The 16749-nt window shown below is 51.6% G+C and carries 18 protein-coding genes; 10 read left to right on the top strand and 8 right to left on the bottom strand.

What is annotated here, in order from left to right:
- Nucleotides 1-132: 132 nt before the first annotated feature.
- From OI69_RS00855 to pabB, 3 genes are all read right to left on the bottom strand, one after another.
- Entirely contained in the window at nt 133-1497 is a 1365-nt protein-coding gene (locus OI69_RS00855; RefSeq protein WP_039344790.1) for an L-serine ammonia-lyase, read from the bottom strand.
- Between the two features lie 374 nt (nt 1498-1871).
- Entirely contained in the window at nt 1872-2465 is a 594-nt protein-coding gene (locus OI69_RS00860; protein WP_039344793.1) for a CoA pyrophosphatase, read from the bottom strand.
- A complete protein-coding gene (pabB, locus tag OI69_RS00865; RefSeq protein ID WP_039344796.1) occupies nt 2462-3892 on the bottom strand; it encodes an aminodeoxychorismate synthase component 1 in 1431 nt (476 codons plus the stop codon). The genes OI69_RS00860 and pabB overlap by 4 nt, the downstream gene beginning before the upstream one ends.
- A 134-nt stretch (nt 3893-4026) precedes the next feature.
- Between pabB and OI69_RS00870 the strand changes: the two genes are divergently transcribed.
- On the top strand, nt 4027-4266 hold the full coding sequence (locus OI69_RS00870; RefSeq protein WP_039344799.1) for a YoaH family protein: 240 nt from the start codon (nt 4027-4029) through the stop codon (nt 4264-4266).
- 56 nt (nt 4267-4322) lie between these two features.
- Here OI69_RS00870 and OI69_RS00875 read toward each other — a convergent pair whose 3' ends face one another.
- A complete protein-coding gene (locus tag OI69_RS00875) occupies nt 4323-4667 on the bottom strand; it encodes a RidA family protein (RefSeq protein ID WP_039344802.1) in 345 nt (114 codons plus the stop codon).
- 200 nt (nt 4668-4867) lie between these two features.
- On the opposite strand from OI69_RS00875, the gene OI69_RS00880 reads away from it, so the two are divergent.
- The 5 genes from OI69_RS00880 (at nt 4868) to rnd (ending at nt 11460) form a co-directional block, all read left to right on the top strand.
- Nucleotides 4868-6805, top strand: coding sequence for an ATP-dependent DNA helicase (locus tag OI69_RS00880; RefSeq protein WP_039344806.1), 1938 nt, complete (start codon nt 4868-4870; stop codon nt 6803-6805).
- A 97-nt stretch (nt 6806-6902) separates the two neighbouring features.
- A complete protein-coding gene (tsaB, locus tag OI69_RS00885) occupies nt 6903-7604 on the top strand; it encodes a tRNA (adenosine(37)-N6)-threonylcarbamoyltransferase complex dimerization subunit type 1 TsaB (RefSeq protein ID WP_039344809.1) in 702 nt (233 codons plus the stop codon).
- A gap of 98 nt (nt 7605-7702) precedes the next feature.
- Nucleotides 7703-8308: a Slp family lipoprotein gene (locus OI69_RS00890; protein ID WP_039344812.1), complete on the top strand. Its 606-nt coding sequence runs from the start codon at nt 7703-7705 to the stop codon at nt 8306-8308.
- A gap of 200 nt (nt 8309-8508) precedes the next feature.
- Entirely contained in the window at nt 8509-10194 is a 1686-nt protein-coding gene (gene fadD / locus OI69_RS00895; protein WP_154715504.1) for a long-chain-fatty-acid--CoA ligase FadD, read from the top strand.
- A gap of 141 nt (nt 10195-10335) precedes the next feature.
- Nucleotides 10336-11460: a ribonuclease D gene (gene rnd / locus OI69_RS00900; RefSeq protein WP_039344818.1), complete on the top strand. Its 1125-nt coding sequence runs from the start codon at nt 10336-10338 to the stop codon at nt 11458-11460.
- 263 nt (nt 11461-11723) lie between these two features.
- On the opposite strand, the gene minE is transcribed toward rnd, so the two are convergent.
- From minE to minC, 3 genes are read right to left on the bottom strand one after another with little or no spacing between them, the layout of a single operon-like run.
- Nucleotides 11724-11993, bottom strand: a complete 270-nt coding sequence (gene minE / locus OI69_RS00905) for a cell division topological specificity factor MinE (RefSeq protein ID WP_015840174.1) — start codon at nt 11991-11993, stop codon at nt 11724-11726.
- 3 nt (nt 11994-11996) lie between these two features.
- Nucleotides 11997-12809 (bottom strand): septum site-determining protein MinD, encoded by an 813-nt coding sequence (minD, locus tag OI69_RS00910; RefSeq protein WP_039344821.1) that lies wholly within the window; start codon nt 12807-12809, stop codon nt 11997-11999.
- 20 nt (nt 12810-12829) lie between these two features.
- Entirely contained in the window at nt 12830-13516 is a 687-nt protein-coding gene (minC, locus tag OI69_RS00915; protein WP_039344824.1) for a septum site-determining protein MinC, read from the bottom strand.
- Between the two features lie 136 nt (nt 13517-13652).
- Here minC and OI69_RS00920 point away from each other — a divergent pair, with 136 nt between their 5' ends.
- The 4 genes from OI69_RS00920 to OI69_RS00935 all read left to right on the top strand — a co-directional run bounded on the left by OI69_RS00920 (nt 13653) and on the right by OI69_RS00935 (nt 15912).
- Nucleotides 13653-13910, top strand: coding sequence for a YcgL domain-containing protein (locus OI69_RS00920; RefSeq protein WP_039344827.1), 258 nt, complete (start codon nt 13653-13655; stop codon nt 13908-13910).
- Between the two features lie 340 nt (nt 13911-14250).
- Complete coding sequence (locus OI69_RS00925) at nt 14251-14907, top strand: fumarylacetoacetate hydrolase family protein (protein WP_010295272.1); 657 nt, start codon at nt 14251-14253, stop codon at nt 14905-14907.
- Between the two features lie 105 nt (nt 14908-15012).
- Nucleotides 15013-15459, top strand: a complete 447-nt coding sequence (locus OI69_RS00930) for a YcgN family cysteine cluster protein (RefSeq protein ID WP_015840178.1) — start codon at nt 15013-15015, stop codon at nt 15457-15459.
- A 255-nt stretch (nt 15460-15714) separates the two neighbouring features.
- Nucleotides 15715-15912: a DNA polymerase III subunit theta gene (locus OI69_RS00935; protein ID WP_039344834.1), complete on the top strand. Its 198-nt coding sequence runs from the start codon at nt 15715-15717 to the stop codon at nt 15910-15912.
- Nucleotides 15913-15987: 75 nt separating this feature from the next.
- On the opposite strand, the gene dsbB is transcribed toward OI69_RS00935, so the two are convergent.
- Nucleotides 15988-16518 (bottom strand): disulfide bond formation protein DsbB, encoded by a 531-nt coding sequence (dsbB, locus tag OI69_RS00940; RefSeq protein WP_039344837.1) that lies wholly within the window; start codon nt 16516-16518, stop codon nt 15988-15990.
- Between the last annotated feature and the right edge of the window lie 231 nt (nt 16519-16749).

The raw sequence follows: 16749 nt of genomic DNA on the forward strand, positions 1-16749 counted from the left end.
CGGGATAACCCCGCCATCTTATTGTTGCTTGCTTATCCGTCCTGCAATACGTCTTGTTAACGGGAATGAACGATATTACGCCGAGGGGGGGACGATTCGTGGGTGAAAAAATGGCAGAGTGGCGTTAGCACATCAATCACATTGTACTTTGATCGCCAAGCCGCCCCGTGAGGTTTCGCGGTATTTGGCGTTCATGTCTTTACCCGTTTCGTACATGGTTTCAATGACTTTATCCAGTGAGACGCGTGCTTCGCTGGTGCGGCGTGTTGCCATGCGGGCGGCGTTAATCGCTTTAACGGAAGCAATCGCATTGCGTTCGATGCACGGCACCTGTACCTGGCCTGCAACCGGATCGCAGGTTAAGCCCAGATTGTGTTCCATACCGATCTCCGCGGCGACGCAAACCTGCTCCGGGCTGGCACCCATCAATTCTGCCAAACCTGCTGCTGCCATGGAGCAGGCTACGCCGACTTCACCCTGACAACCGACTTCAGCACCGGAGATGGATGCGTTCATTTTGTACAGAATACCGACCGCGCCTGCGGCAAGGAAATAACGGATATAAATGCCCGGACTAACTGGCTCGATGAAGTGGTCGTAGTAGGCGAGGACGGCGGGAACAATGCCGCATGCGCCGTTCGTTGGCGCAGTCACCACGCGGCCTCCTGCGGCGTTTTCCTCATTTACCGCCAGCGCGAACATATTAACCCAGTCCACCACGTTCATCGGGTCGTTGGACAGCTTATCGGAAGACACCAGCATGCGACGCAGCGCAGAAGCGCGACGTGGCACACGCAATGGCCCCGGCAATACGCCTTCGGTATTCATACCGCGATCGATACAGGCGCGCATCGTTTGCCAGACATCGGTAAAGTATGCATCGATTTCCTGACGATTGTGCAGCGCCAATTCGTTACGCATCACCATGCCAGAAAGTGACAGGCCGCTCTGTTTGCAGTGCTCCAGCATCTCTTTGGCAGAATTGAATGCATAAGGAACGGAGATATCGGAGATGACGTCTTTACCAAAATTTTCCGCGTCAACGATGAAGCCGCCGCCGATGGAATAATAAGTTTTGCTATAAATTTCTTTATTGGCAGCAAAAGCGGTGATGGTCATACCGTTTTCATGTAGTGGCAGATTTTCACTACGGAACACCATGCCGCCTTCGCGTGGGAAATCGACCTCATGCTGTCCGTTAGCCAGTAATAGACGTTCACGTTGATCAACATCGCGGATAAAACTGGGAATGGCATCAATATCCACCGTATCCGGCAGGTTACCCGCCAGACCCATGATGATGGCGATATCCGTATGGTGGCCTTTCCCCGTTAGCGATAGCGATCCATACACATCGACGGCAATACGCGTAGTTGTGGCCAGTAAATTCTGGTTGATCAATTCATCGACAAATTGCTTACCGGCTTTCATCGGTCCAACCGTATGAGAGCTAGAAGGGCCAATACCGATCTTAAACATGTCGAAAACGCTTATCACGCCAAACTCCTTAATGACTCAAAGCCATACCCGCTAATCTCTGGTTGCTTCCGGTTCCTTCATCGCCATCAGAGGAGGATGTTGATTATTACCTGATGATTTCGGTTCTGGTGAGACATGACCTGAGTTGTAGCGGGTATATGCCCATAAATTAGAATAAAATTCGTCAAATCGCGCTATTGTAGTGTGGAATATGTTGCATGGCTTTCTTTTTCGCATGAAATAAACTTATGCCAAGGCATAATTTAACTTATCTCGGTATGATTTAAGTCATTGTAAATCATAGGTGGAAGTGATTTTGGATCAGCGTGCTCGCTTGTGACGTAAGGATACTTGGCGTAATAAAAGAAGTGTTGAACTCAACGCCGCCGTGCTCAGGCATGGTCGGAAATCTGTAAAGCAAGCTGGTGGATGATGGCGGCCGTTAATCCCCAGACAAATTGCTGCTGATACCAGGAGAGGTAAACCCGGTGGCGCTGCTGCTTGCGCTCGATATCCAGCGGGTAATACCGCGTGAGGGCAAAAGCTTCATCCAGCGGCATTTCAAATAGCTCGGCGACTTCATCTTCATTAGGGTGAAAGCGCGTTTGTGCGGCGATCAGCCCGACGACAGGCGTGACCTGAAAGCCGCTCACACTATCCAACGGCGGTAAGACACCCAGCACCTGCACATTTTCCGGGGGGATAGCCACTTCTTCCTGCGCTTCACGTAGCGCCGTTTCGATGAGTGAGCGATCCGTTTTGTCTGCCGCCCCGCCGGGGAACGCGACTTGTCCGGCGTGCTTACGCAGGTCGGCAGAACGTCGGGTCAATAACAGCGTAGGCGTCGGGTGACAAATAATCGGCACCAGCACCGCGGCCTGACGCTGCTGGTGCGCAGGCCGCAGCGACGGCGGAAGCTGTAACTGAAAGCGCGTAATAAAATCATTCAGCGTAAAAGCTGCTGACGGCAAGGCGATCTCACTCATTTATTCGATACCGGCGTTGTCTGGGAGACATCCAGCAACGGAAGAATGCGACCTACTTTATCAAACGTTTCCTGATATTCAGCCTGTGCCACACTGTCAGCGACGATACCGCCGCCTGCCCAGCAGTATATTCTGCCGCGTTCGGTTAACAGTGTCCTGATAGTGATGTTGGTGTCCATCGTTCCACACAGGCTGATATAACCGACGCTGCCGCAGTAAGCATTGCGACGTTGAGGTTCCAGCTCTTCAATGATCTGCATGGCACGGATTTTCGGTGCGCCGGTAATCGAACCGCCGGGGAAACAGGCACGCAGTAGCGTGGTGGCGGGGCAGTCTTCCGGTAGCTGTGCTTCAATTGTGCTAACCAGATGATGCACCGCAGGGAAAGGCTCGACGACGAACAGTTCCGGCACGCGAACGCTGCCCGGCACCGCGACGCGGCCGATATCGTTGCGCAGGAGATCGACAATCATCAGGTTTTCCGAACGATCTTTCTCTGAACAGGCAAGCCGCACAGCCTGCTGTTTGTCGGCTTCCGGGTCTGTGAGCCGCGGTAATGTACCTTTGATCGGGCGAGTTTGGATGCGGTGCTTTTCCAGCCAGAGAAAACGTTCCGGCGATACGCTGATGACGGCATTTTCCGGCAGGCGCAGAAACGCGGAAAAGGGCGCTTTATTCCCTGCTGACAATCGTAAAAACGCCAGCCATTCATCGCCATCGTAAGCCGCAGAAAAGCGCTGCGCCAGATTGACCTGATAGCAATCGCCTGCCAGAAGGTAGTCCTGTATTTTACGGAATTTATCACCATACTCTGCACGCGACATGTTTGGCTGCCAGGCGCTGGTGAGGTTGAAATCGGCCTTTGGGACGAGAGAGGGCGAAGTGGCTAGCCAGTCGAGTCGTGCCTGAAGCGAATGATGGACGATCAGTGTTAACGTTTGCCGATGGTGATCGGCAACCAGCGCCCACTCGTATAACCCTATCGCCATATCCGGCAGGTCGATGTCCTGTTCTGCCTGCGTGGGCAGCGTTTCAATCTGGCGACCCAAATCATAGCCGAACAGGCCAAGTGCGCCTCCCTGAAAGGGAAAATCAGGATGTGGTTCGACGGGCAAGGCCAGCATATCAAGCTGCTGTTGCAGCAAGGCGAACGGATCGCCTTCTGCGATATGCGTTACGCCGTTACGTGTGATTTCTGTTCTGTCGCCCCGCGAACACAGGGTTATTCGAGGGTCGGCGACCATAATATCGAAGCGATTGTGTGGATGATCGGCAAAACCAGAATGCAGCAACATCGCCCACGGCTGATGGGAAAAAGGCGCAAAGCGATCGAGCAGCACCGTCGGGTAATAAGGCAGCGAGTGATAGATAGCCGTAGAGCCAGGAGCGCTGGCATCGGTAATGTGAGTCGTATTGGCGGCAGTCATGTTTATCGTGTTATGTCTGTTCTATGGTGTTACGTCGATTTTACTGACCACAGCGTACCACAAAGCAGAAATGCTGGTGTATCTCGAAGGGCGCATGCGATGATACGTACGAATTTATCAACCAGGAAATTATCATGATTGCAGGTATGCCCGCGCTGACGCACAAGCAGCAGCAAGATGCCGTAGAGCGTATTCAGGAACTGATGTCTGAGGGCATGAGCAGCGGCCAGGCGATAGCGCAGGTTGCGGCGGAAATCCGTCAGGGCCACAAAGGTGACACCGTCACGGTCATGTTTGACGAAGATGACGACACCGTTAATGACAGCGACGATGAACACCATTTTGACGATGGTGACGAAGAGGAAGAGCAGTAACCGCGCCTCCCCCGATACCCGTCATACTTCAGGTTGTTAGTGCGGAAAACGATGGCTTATATCGCGGCAATCGCTTTTATTTCGACTTTATATTTTGGATGCATCAGCTTGGCCTGCACGGTGCAGCGTACTGGCGCGCTGCCAGCCACCACCCAGGCATCCCACGCGGCGTTCATCGCAGCAAAATCATCGGCGTCGGCGAGAAAAATCGTTACGTCCAACAGCTTGCTCTTATCCGTTCCTGCCTGTTGCAGGATCGCATCCAGCGCGCCCAGCGCGTTTTCCGTCTGCGCCTGTGCGCCATCATCCAGATTCTCCGGCACACTGGTGTAATAAAGCGTGTTGTTGTGGATAACGGCATCTGACCAGCGGGCTTCAGGATTAATACGAGTGATCGCCATGAGAGGAAATTTCTCCATTGTAGGGATAATAACTATCGAATCGCCCAGCCTAACACAGAGGGCAGCGGCCCGCTTTCCTGATTTAGGGTGGTAGCGGTGAGTGACTCTTGGCATAATCAGCGCGATATTTTGCCACGGCCTGAAGCGGTTAGGGGCCTACAGATTTACTCTACATAATTCCTTTGATAAAGAGAGCGGGCGTGACGAACGATCGGGTAATCGATGATTTTGCTAATGACGGCGCGCTGGCGAAAGCTATAACGGGTTTTAAACCTCGCGAACCACAGCGGCAGATGGCGCAGGCGGTCATGCGGGCCATTGATGAGAAAACGGCGCTGGTGGTGGAAGCGGGAACCGGAACTGGTAAAACCTATGCCTACCTTGCACCAGCCTTGCGCTCGGATAAAAAAGTGATTATTTCGACCGGCTCGAAAGCGCTACAGGATCAGCTTTATAGCCGTGATTTACCCACGATTGCGCAGGCGCTGAAGTACAAAGGTAAACTCGCGCTACTGAAAGGCCGCTCAAACTATCTTTGTCTGGAACGGCTCGAACAGCAGTCGCTGGGCGGCGGTGATTTACCCGCCGAAACGCTGAGCGAACTGGTCAGGCTGCGCGGCTGGTCGTCAGAAACGACGGAGGGCGATGTGACGACCTGTGCGGGCGTCGCGGAAGACAGCGCGATCTGGCCGTTAGTGACCAGCACGAACGATAATTGTCTGGGCAGCGACTGCCCGAATTATAAAGAATGCTTTGTGGTGAAAGCACGTCGCAAGGCGATGGATGCTGATATCGTGGTGGTCAACCACCATCTTTATCTGGCGGATATGGTGGTGAAAGAGACCGGTTTTGCGGAGCTGATCCCGGAAAGTGACGTGGTGATTTTCGATGAAGCGCATCAGATCCCCGATATCGCCAGCCAGTATTTCGGCCAACAGCTATCCAGCCGCCAACTGTTGGATCTGGCAAAAGACATCATTATTGCCTACCGCACCGAAGTGCGGGATGCCGCGCAATTACAAAAAAGCGCCGATCGTCTGACGCAAAGTACGCAGGATTTTCGGCTGGCGCTGGGCGATCCGGGATTTCGCGGCAATCTGCGCGATGTGCTGGAACAACCGTCGCTTCAGCGTGCACTGGTGCTGCTGGATGATGCGCTGGAGCTGTGTTACGACGTTGCGAAACTGTCGCTTGGGCGTTCTGCGCTGCTGGATGCAGCTTTTGAGCGTGCCACGCTCTATCGCAATCGGCTGAAGCGACTGAAGGACGTTCAACAGCCGGGATACAGCTATTGGTACGAATGTAATTCGCGTCATTTCGTCTTGGCGCTGACACCGCTGTCCGTCTCCGATCGCTTCCGTGAACTGATAAAAGAGAAGCCTGCGGCTTGGGTGTTTACCTCCGCGACCCTGTCTGTTAACGATCAACTCTTCCACTTCACCGATAGGCTGGGGTTGGATAACGCCAACACGCTTCTCTTGCCCAGCCCGTTCGATTATGCCAATCAGGCACTGCTCTGCGTCCCGCGTCATTTGCCGGAAACGAATCGCCCCGGTGCGGCGAAAAAGCTGGCGACGATGCTGCGCCCGCTGATTGAAGCGAATCAGGGACGCTGCTTTATGCTGTGTACCTCGCACCAGATGATGCGTGATTTAGCCGCGGAATTCCGCGCCATGCTGACGCTACCGGTGCTGTTGCAGGGGGAAACTGGCAAGGCGCAGTTGCTGTCGCAATTTGTGTCAGCGGGAAACGCGTTACTGGTGGCGACCAGCAGCTTCTGGGAAGGGGTGGATGTGCGTGGCGATACGCTCTCCTGCGTCATTATCGATAAACTGCCGTTTACGTCACCGGACGATCCGCTGCTTAAGGCGCGGATAGAAGATTGTCGCTTGCGCGGTGGTGAGCCTTTCGACGATGTGCAGGTGCCCGATGCGGTGATCACCCTGAAGCAAGGTGTGGGTCGCCTGATCCGCGATGTTGAGGATCGCGGTGTGATTGTGATTTGCGATAATCGGTTAGTGATGCGCCCGTATGGTGCCGTCTTCCTTAACAGCTTGCCGCCGACGCCACGTACCCGCGATATTCGGCAAGCGATTAATTTCCTGACACGTAATACATCATCCCCGACTGCTGATTAACGTATAGCCTTCCCGTTGGCGGGAAGGGCTGCGGCACGACAGGGGCTTATGCTATGATACGGGTTGTTAAGATTTATTTATCCTGCCTGAGGTTGGCATGTCTACGCGAATTCTAGCGCTTGATACCGCAACGGAAGCCTGTTCCGTTGCACTCTGGAATGAAGGCGAAATTCATTCCCTGTTCGACATTTGTCCCCGTGAACACACACAACGTATTCTGCCGATGGTGCAGCAGGTGCTGGCTGACAGCGGGCTGACACTCAAGGATCTTGATGCGCTGGCTTTCGGTCAGGGGCCGGGGAGTTTTACCGGCGTGCGTATTGGTATCGGGATTGCGCAAGGTCTGGCGCTCGGCGCGGATTTACCGCTGCTTGGCGTATCGTCACTGGCGGCGATGGCGCAGGGGGCTTTCCGCCTGACACAGGCCACACGAGTGCTCGCGGCCATTGATGCGCGGATGGGGGAAGTGTACTGGGGCTGCTACCAGCGTGATGCTGACGGCGGTTGGCAGGGGGAATCTGAGGAAGCCGTCTTAAAACCTGAACAGGTACAGGCGTTAAGCGCCGGGTTGTCAGGTGAATGGGCCATGGTCGGAACCGGATGGGAAACGTACCCTGATCTGGTCAATCCTTCCTCACTCGTATTAACGAAAGGCGAGATTCTGTTGCCACAGGCACAGGACATGCTGCCGCTGGCTTGTCGGCTCTGGCAAGCAGGAAAAGCGGTTAGCGTCGAGAATGCGCAACCGCGCTACCTGCGTAATGAAGTAACCTGGAAAAAATTGCCCGGACGCGAATAATCAGCGTGCACATTCGGTGTGAAGTATTACGCGGATAAACAGCAACTTATTCGATGCTGAGCAGTCTAACGATCAGATATCTGAAGAGGGGGTGTGCCATGTTCGTACAAATAAAAAGCATGCGTATGAATCAGAAAAAAATTCGCCTCTGTGTGGTGGCTGCGACAGCGTTGCTATCAGGCTGTGTGACGGTGCCTGATGCGATTAAAGGCACGTCGCCCACGCCGCAGGACGATCTGGTGCGAGTGATGGCTGCCCCGCAGGTTTATGTCGGTCAGGAATCGCGTTTTGGTGGACGGGTAATCAGCATCCGCAATGAAGTGAATAAAACCCGTCTGGAGATTGCCAGCATGCCGTTGGATAGCGGTGCGAAACCGCTGTTGGACATGCCCTCCGAAGGACGCTTTATTGCCTATGTGAATCGTTTTCTGGAACCTGTTGATTTTAAAGATCAACTGGTGACGGTTGTTGGCCCGATTGTCGGCACCGAACAGGGCGCTATCGGTGATAAACCTTATCGTTATGTCGTGATCGACGCGCAAGGCTACAAGCGCTGGAATGTGGTACAGCGTCTGATGATGCCGCCCGGCGGCTATGGCCCATGGGGATGGCGTGCGGGTTACGGTTATGGCTGGGGGCCAGGCTGGGGATTTGACGGCGGTTGGCCTGGTCCGGCGCGGATTGAGAATGTCGTGACAGAATAAAATTATTTCGTTCGGCGTGAAGAGATCAGGCGACGCAGGTTGCCTGATTTTTTTTGCATCAAGAATAAATTAGTGATCGCCCTCGCAACCTTAACATTGTTTGTTAGTTAACTGGTAGGCTGAGTTAAAATAATGTTAATAACAATATGCCTTTGAGGGCGACGATGATGCCACTAAAAAAATATCTCAGGAGTGACGTCTTGGAAAAAATTTGGTTATCACGTTATCCGGTGGATGTACCGGCGGAAATCGATCCAGATCGCTATTCGTCATTGATTGACATGTTTGAGAATGGCGTAAGGCGTTATGCCGATCGGCCTGCATTTATCAACATGGGTGAGGTGATGACGTTTCGTAAGCTGGAGGAGCGCAGTCGGGCGTTTGCGGCCTATCTGCAAAACCAGCTTAAATTGCAGAAAGGCGATCGCGTGGCGTTGATGATGCCTAATTTGCTGCAATATCCCGTTGCGCTGTTTGGCGTGTTGCGAGCAGGGATGGTGGTCGTCAACGTCAACCCGCTCTATACGCCGCGTGAGTTAGAGCACCAGCTAAAAGACAGCGGTGTCAGCACGATTGTTATTGTGTCCAACTTCGCCCATACGCTGGAAAAGATCGTCCATAACACGGCGGTGAAGCACGTTATCCTGACCCGCATGGGCGACCAGCTATCCACGGCAAAAGGCACACTGGTTAACTTCGTAGTGAAATACATTAAGCGACTGGTGCCTAAGTATCATCTGCCGGATGCGATATCATTTCGTCGTGTTTTGCAGGAAGGGCGACGTCAGCAGTATATTCGCCCCGATATCATCAATACCGATTTGGCGTTTCTACAATATACCGGCGGCACCACGGGCGTTGCTAAAGGCGCGATGCTCACGCACCGCAATATGCTGGCGAATCTTGAGCAGTGTAAAGGGGCATACGGTGCCGTTCTGCAAGAAGGTAATGAGTTAGTTGTCACGGCGTTGCCGCTGTACCATATTTTTGCCTTAACGGCTAACTGCCTGTTGTTCTTTGAGCTGGGCGGCCAGAATCTGTTGATCACTAACCCCCGAGATATTCCCGCAGTAGTAAAAGAGCTGAAGCAGTATCCTTTTACTGCGATTACGGGTGTCAATACGCTGTTTAATGCGTTGTTAAATAATAAAGAGTTTCATGAACTCGATTTCTCAACGTTGCGATTATCCGTGGGGGGCGGTGCGTCCGTGCAGCGGGCGGTAGCGGAACGCTGGGAAAAATTGACGGGTAAGCATCTGCTTGAAGGATATGGGTTAACAGAAAGTTCCCCACTGGTTGCCGTCAACCCCTATGATCTTAAACATTACAGCGGCAGCATCGGGTTACCTGTGCCGTCAACGGATGTCAGAATCATTGACGATAACGGCAACGACGCAGGGCCGGGAGAATCCGGTGAACTGTGGGTACGCGGGCCACAGGTGATGTTAGGTTACTGGCAGCAGCCTGCCGCCACGGATGAGGTATTAAAAGACGGCTGGTTGGTGACCGGTGACATTGTCACGGCTGACGATGAAGGCTTCCTGAAGGTGATCGATCGCAAGAAAGACATGATTCTGGTGTCCGGCTTTAACGTCTATCCGACGGAAATTGAAGATGTTATCAGCCGTCATCCCAAAGTGTCCGAATCCGCGGTGGTTGGGGTGGAGAATGAGATATCCGGCGAGGCGGTAAAAGCCTTTGTGGTCAAGCGGGATAATTCGTTAACCAAAGAGGAACTTATCACGCATTGTCGCCGCAATCTTACTGGTTACAAAGTGCCGAAAGAGATCGAATTCTGCGATGATTTACCAAAATCCAACGTGGGTAAAATCCTGCGCCGTGAATTACGCGATGAGAAGACGGTGAAGAAAGACGCTGCCGCCTGACGATTTTCCGCGAAAAACGACTGCCAGAGAATGGCAGGACGCGATATGATGTTTTCACGCCGGTTTATCCGGCGTTCTTTTTTATGGCGATACGGATTTGACCTAGAACCGTAAAGTAAAAACAACCAAGAGAATGACGTTTTGAATTATCAGTTGATCACTTCCGACATCGGGTTACAACAGGTTTGCTCTCAGGCGCGACGTTTTCCGCGAGTGGCATTGGACACGGAGTTCGTTAGAACCCGTACGTATTACCCACAGTTAGGGTTGATTCAATTGTATGATGGTGAACAGCTTTCACTTATCGATCCGCTAACGATTACCGACTGGGCACCCTTTCAGGCATTGCTGCGTGATGAACAGGTCACAAAATTCCTGCACGCGAGCAGTGAAGATCTGGAAGTGTTCCTCAACGCATTTGGCACACTACCGACGCCTTTTATCGATACACAGATTCTGGCCGCATTTCTGGGCAAACCGCTTTCCTATGGTTTCGCCGCGCTGGTGGCCGACTACCTGGGCGTGACGCTGGATAAAAGCGAGTCGAGAACGGACTGGCTTGCCCGTCCGTTGAGCGAAAAACAGTGTGATTACGCCGCCGCCGATGTGTTCTATTTATTGCCGATGGCTGCCCAACTGGTGGCAGATACGGAAGCCGCTGGGTGGATGAACGCGGCGTTGGACGAATGTCTCCTGCTTTGCCAACGTAAACAAGATATTTTGGCACCGTCTCTGGCTTATCGTGAATTCAGCAACGCCTGGCAGTTGAAAGGCAGAAATCTGGCTTGCCTTCAGCGTCTGGCGGAGTGGCGCTTGCGTAAGGCGCGTGAGCGAGACAGTGCGGTGAATTTTGTCGTACGTGAAGAGAACCTATTGCAGATGGCGCGTTGTCTGCCGACGTCACTGGGAGAACTGAGTTCGCTGGGGTTAAGTGGCCCGGAAATTCGCTACCACGGCAAAACGCTGCTCGACTGTGTTGCGCAGACGAATGGCATCGCTGACGCAGATTGCCCGCCGCCAGTGATTAATTTGGTCGACTATCCCGGTTATAAAAAAGCGTTTAAAGAGATCAAAGCGCTGGTACAGCGTGCGAGTGAACAAAGCGGATTATCTGCCGAGCTATTGGCATCACGTCGTCAAATTAATCGTCTGCTAAACTGGCACTGGAAATTAAGTGGGCGAGACGCAGGAATGCCGGAAATGTTGTCTGGCTGGCGCGGCCAGTTATATGGTGATGAGCTGCGTGAAATCGTGCAGAGCTATTAATCACCGGTAAACGACTCTTATCAATATGCCTTATTTGTTGTGATGATCCCGTCATGGAAAAAGCAGCAAATAGGGGGATAAGAATAGGGCAGGAAAACAGAAATAAAATACTGGTTAAATACACAGTCAATTCTGAATAATTTAAATCTTAGAACGGTGGAATGGAAAGTAAGGAATTTCCCTGAACTGACGTAACGCAATTCTTTGAATGTATAACGAGTAGACATCCCCTGCGTAAAACAGGGGATATCACAGCAGAAAAATCATTTAGGCGTTTCTTCCGCTTCCGGTAATGTAACGTTCAACTCAAGCACGGAAATATCATCTCCTTTTTGTTCAAGCTGAACGGTCACCATCTCAGGGTCAATCTGTACATATTTACAGATAACCTCAAGAATATCCCGCTTTAATTGCGGCAGATAATGGGGTTCACTGTCCCCACGACGTCGCTCCGCGACAATAATTTGTAGCCGTTCCTTGGCAATATTGGCTGTCGTTTTTTTGCGGGACAGAAAGAAGTCCAGTAAAGCCATAATTTATCCCCCAAAAAGTCGTTTAAGGAAACCCTTCTTCTCTTCTTCAACAAAACGGAAAGGACGATCTTCGCCAAGCAGACGTTCAACGGTATCTGCGTAGGCTTTACCTGCATCGGCTTCAGTATCCAGAATGACGGGTTCGCCCTGGTTAGAGGCGCGGAGTACGGATTGGTCCTCAGGGATCACGCCAACCAGCGGGATCCGCAGGATCTCGAGAACGTCTTCCATGCTCAGCATATCGCCACGGCTGACGCGGCCTGGGTTGTAGCGCGTCAACAGCAGATGCTCTTTGATCGGATCTTCTGAACGCTCCGCACGACGGGATTTCGAAGACAGAATGCCCAGAATACGGTCGGAGTCGCGCACGGAAGAGACTTCCGGGTTGGTGGTAATAATCGCTTCGTCGGCGAAATAGAGCGCCATCAGCGCGCCAGTTTCAATCCCGGCTGGCGAATCACACACGATAAAATCAAATTCCATCTCGCCCAGGTCGTTGAGCACTTTTTCAACGCCTTCATGCGTTAGTGCGTCTTTGTCACGCGTTTGTGAAGCAGGCAGAATGTAGAGATTGTCGGTTCTCTTATCTTTGATCAGCGCCTGATTCAGCGTGGCATCACCCTGAATAACGTTCACAAAGTCGTACACCACGCGACGTTCACATCCCATGATCAAATCGAGGTTACGCAGACCAATGTCAAAATCGATGACAACCGTCTTTTTTCCTTTCTGGGCTAAACCGGTAGCAATGGCGGCGCTTGATGTGGTCTTGCCAACGCCCCCTTTACCCGATGTAACAACAATGATGCGTGCCATAAATGTTTCCTTGGGAGATTCTAGTCTAGAGGTTTTATCGTTAAAACATTGTCCAGCAGGTTCAAGTTGAGCCGTGCTGGTTGCCCAAAATACGGTTCAGGTATCTGGTCGCTTAGCCAGTAACGGCCCGCGATAGAGACCAGTTCTGCGGCCAGATGCGTACAGAATATCTGGCTCTGAACATCGCCAGAAACGCCTGCGAGGGCACGGCCGCGCATCATGCCGTAAATATGAATATTGCCATCGGCAATCACCTCAGCCCCTGCGCTGACGCTGCTCATGACGATTAAGTCACAATTCCGGGCGTAAATCTGTTGGCCGGAGCGAACGGGGGTGTTGATGACTTTCGTTTTCACCGCGGCAGGAACGGCGGCGACGGGTTCGACAACCCGGCGTTGTGCCTTACCTTCGTTCAGAAGGGGAAGCCCCGCCTGCACAATGGCTTTCTTTAATGCATCGTCGTTGCACCCACTGACGCCAACGACATGCAAGCCGGTTGATGAAATAGCCTGCTGCAATTTTATCCAGTCAGTTTCCGCGGTTAAGGCGGCAACGTTAATGACAACGGGGGCATTTTTCAGGAAAGCAGGCGCTTGCTCTATTTTTTCCTGTAGTGCCTGATAAATTACCTCGGGTTGGGGATCATGCAAATGAACAACCGATAAGGTAAAGCTGCTGCCTTTTAACTCTATTGGCGTTTGTGACATCTATCCTGACTCAGTTTCAGCATCTTTTAATCCCTGGAGTAACATTTAAGGCATGATATTCCAGAGCGCTGTAAGCATGTTATAGTCACAATTATATACAGGCAAGATGGCATTCCCATCAAATAGAGTAAAAAAAATGTTTTGTGTGATCTATCGAAGCGCTAAACGCGATCAGACCTATCTTTATGTTGAAAAAAAAGACGATTTCTCACGCGTGCCGGAAGAATTAATGAAAAGTTTTGGCACACCGCAGTTGGCGATGGTTTTACCGTTGGATGGACGTAAAAAACTGGCGAATGCCGATATAGAAAAAGTGAAACTTGCGCTACAGGAACAGGGATTTTATCTGCAAGTGCCCCCGCCGGTCGAAAGCTTATTAAACACCGCTGTATAAGTGTAAAAAAATAATACCAGAGCGTACTTTCAGATAAAGCCGAAAACATAATTTGGCGTGGAATATCCCGGTCTTTTACATGATATTCCGCGCGATAAATATTCATTTTTTGAGTTTTCCTTCGTTGTCATTTAATTGTTTCCATTTTTGGCCGGGTGGAATGCCTTTCCCTATCATCCGATCCCCAAGCTCGCGCTCCTGAAATCTGTTGGGGGAACCCCCGTTGCGATGATATAACGATGGTTTTGCACCATCGTGTTCTTATATAGCAGCTTTCCTTTTAGGCATGTTTGCACCGTGAAGGCGGCGATAATCCAACAGACAGGGCAGGAGAATACCCATGTATCAACACAGAGACTGGCAGGGCGCGTTGCTTGATTTTCCCGTAAATAAAGTCGTTTGCGTCGGGAGCAACTACTCAGAACACATCAAAGAAATGGGCAATGCGACTCCGAGCGAGCCAGTGTTATTCATCAAACCTGAAACCGCACTGTGTGATTTACGCCAGCCCGTCGCCATACCCAAAAACCTGGGTTCGGTTCACCATGAAGTTGAACTGGCTGTGCTGATCGGTACGCCGTTAAAACAGGCGAATGAAGAACGCGTGGCCCGTGCGATTGCGGGTTATGGTGTGGCGCTGGATCTGACGCTGCGTGATTTGCAGTCCGACTTCAAAAAGGCGGGGCAGCCGTGGGAGAAAGCCAAAGCGTTTGACGGTTCCTGCCCGATCTCCGGTTTTATTCCGGTTGCCGAGTTTGGCGATCCGCAACAAACCGATCTGGGCGTAAAAGTGAATGATGAAGTACGCCAGCAGGGCAACACGCGTGATATGATTACGCCGATTCTGCCGCTGATTGCTTATATGAGCCGTTTCTTTACGTTGCGCGCGGGCGATATTATTTTAACGGGTACGCCAAAAGGGGTCGGTCCGATCCTGTCAGGCGATATGCTGACGATTACCGTGAATGACCGGACGTTGAGCACGCGTATTATCTAGCACCCCGCCGGCTGCCCGTGTTGCATGGCGGGCAGCAAAATCTCCCCGCCGCAGCCTGCCAGAATCACATATCTTTATTCACAATACAAAGTAACCGGAAGAAAAATGACTGAACGCCCTTTTTGGCAGCAAAAAACGTTGTCTGAGATGTCTGACGATGAATGGGAGTCGCTGTGCGATGGCTGCGGTCAGTGCTGTTTGCATAAACTGATTGATGAGGATACGGAGGAAATCTACTTTACCAACGTCGCCTGCAATCAACTGAATATTAAAAGTTGCCAGTGCCGTAACTATGAGAAACGTTTTGAGTACGAGCCGGACTGCATCAAGCTGACGCGCGAAAATCTGCTGACATTTAACTGGCTACCCGCGACCTGTGCTTATCGCCTGATTCATGAGCGTGAAGATTTACCGCAGTGGCACCCGTTGGTCTGCGGCACCAAGACGGCAATGCACCGCGAACGCATCTCCGTGCGGCACATTGCCGTGCGGGAGACTGAAGTCGTGGACTGGCAGGATCATATTCTGAACAAACCCGAGTGGGCGCGGTAGTGATTGTTTGCTGGTGCGATGGTCTGGTCGAAACAAGAAGTCCCTCAATCTGATTCACTCAGAAGGGGGATGATGTACACCTCGTTGAGCCAGAGAACGTCGCGCGTGACTGCCAAAACTGGAACGCGCATCTGCTTTTTGCACGTCACTTCACATTTTTCTTTTTCCTTGTGCGAATCATGCCGTCATCTCCGGCATAAATCGTGACGTGTTGTATAATTTTAAAGCAGCATAACCAGCAGAGGAGGAGAGAATGTGATTAATTTTGAGAAAATTATTCTTGAGTACAGCGAGCAGTACACCGACTTTGCTGCCTCCACGATTGCTTTCATGGAAAGTCAGGAAAAAAAGATCGACGCAGATGAAATATCACGCAGGATCCCGCTGGAAAAAAGACCCTTTTTCAATGAACGATTAGTCCATTATCGCGATATCTACAGACCACAGCAGTGACGAGTGACGCAAACCTGTGAGGTGTAGGAGCGGTTACCAGAAGCCCGACAATCTTGTCGGGCTTCTGGTATATCATTAACGGCTGAAGAGATCGCGGCGTTTAGGACGCAAAGGCTGCGCGATCACCACCAATACGGCAATCAGCAGGTAAGCCGCGAAGATACCCAGCAACCATTGCGGCATTTCCATTGAAAGAAATGACCACTGACGCTCTGAACAATCACCTGTCGCATTGAAAATGGCCGGGAGCCATTTGTCTAAAGGTAACCAGGACGGGAAGCTGACAAAGAAGTCACAGGTATTGAATGGCGACGGGTTTAACAAAATATCCGTGTGTTTCCATGCCAACCTAACGCCTTCGTAAGAACTGTATATCCACAGCGCGATAGCGGGGTAACGCAGCGGGGTTGATGGTGCGATGGCACCAACAATACCTGCTGCAAACACGCCCCACAGCGCACAGCGCTGGTAGATACATAGCACGCACGGTTTTAAGAGCATAACGTGTTGGAAATAGAGCGCCGTCAATTCCAACGCTAAAGCAGTAAACGCCAGCAGCAGCCACGCCCCACGCCCGCGTGAGCAACGATTAAGAAATCGCAACATAAAAATATTCCATGCTAAACATGATTAAAGCAGCAGTGTAAACCGTTCTGGCTTCACTGCCATCATTTCACTGTGCAAAACGTAACAATATGTTTATTTGATACTTTTCTATCATTTTACCGCGACAAAAAAAGCGTCTTGATCACGTCATCAAGCCGAAAATAGTCGCTGTCATGACTACTATACACGATCGTGATTATGAGTGACTGCCCGATATGATCAAGTCTGGCA

It is taken from the genome of Pectobacterium fontis, from assembly GCF_000803215.1.
Classification (GTDB): Bacteria; Pseudomonadota; Gammaproteobacteria; order Enterobacterales; family Enterobacteriaceae; genus Pectobacterium; species Pectobacterium fontis.

Bases quoted from the DNA above. Each gene is read 5' to 3' on its own strand.
- OI69_RS00925 (WP_010295272.1), top strand. From the start codon at position 14,251: ATGTATCAACACAGAGACTGGCAGGGCGCGTTGCTTGATTTTCCCGTA.
- OI69_RS00920 (WP_039344827.1), top strand. From the start codon at position 13,653: ATGTTTTGTGTGATCTATCGAAGCGCTAAACGCGATCAGACCTATCTT.
- pabB (WP_039344796.1), bottom strand. From the start codon at position 3,892: ATGACTGCCGCCAATACGACTCACATTACCGATGCCAGCGCTCCTGGC.
- OI69_RS00930 (WP_015840178.1), top strand. From the start codon at position 15,013: ATGACTGAACGCCCTTTTTGGCAGCAAAAAACGTTGTCTGAGATGTCT.
- tsaB (WP_039344809.1), top strand. From the start codon at position 6,903: ATGTCTACGCGAATTCTAGCGCTTGATACCGCAACGGAAGCCTGTTCC.
- minE (WP_015840174.1), bottom strand. From the start codon at position 11,993: ATGGCTTTACTGGACTTCTTTCTGTCCCGCAAAAAAACGACAGCCAAT.
- OI69_RS00890 (WP_039344812.1), top strand. From the start codon at position 7,703: ATGTTCGTACAAATAAAAAGCATGCGTATGAATCAGAAAAAAATTCGC.
- OI69_RS00870 (WP_039344799.1), top strand. From the start codon at position 4,027: ATGATTGCAGGTATGCCCGCGCTGACGCACAAGCAGCAGCAAGATGCC.
- dsbB (WP_039344837.1), bottom strand. From the start codon at position 16,518: ATGTTGCGATTTCTTAATCGTTGCTCACGCGGGCGTGGGGCGTGGCTG.
- minC (WP_039344824.1), bottom strand. From the start codon at position 13,516: ATGTCACAAACGCCAATAGAGTTAAAAGGCAGCAGCTTTACCTTATCG.
- OI69_RS00875 (WP_039344802.1), bottom strand. From the start codon at position 4,667: ATGGCGATCACTCGTATTAATCCTGAAGCCCGCTGGTCAGATGCCGTT.
- OI69_RS00860 (WP_039344793.1), bottom strand. From the start codon at position 2,465: ATGAGTGAGATCGCCTTGCCGTCAGCAGCTTTTACGCTGAATGATTTT.
- minD (WP_039344821.1), bottom strand. From the start codon at position 12,809: ATGGCACGCATCATTGTTGTTACATCGGGTAAAGGGGGCGTTGGCAAG.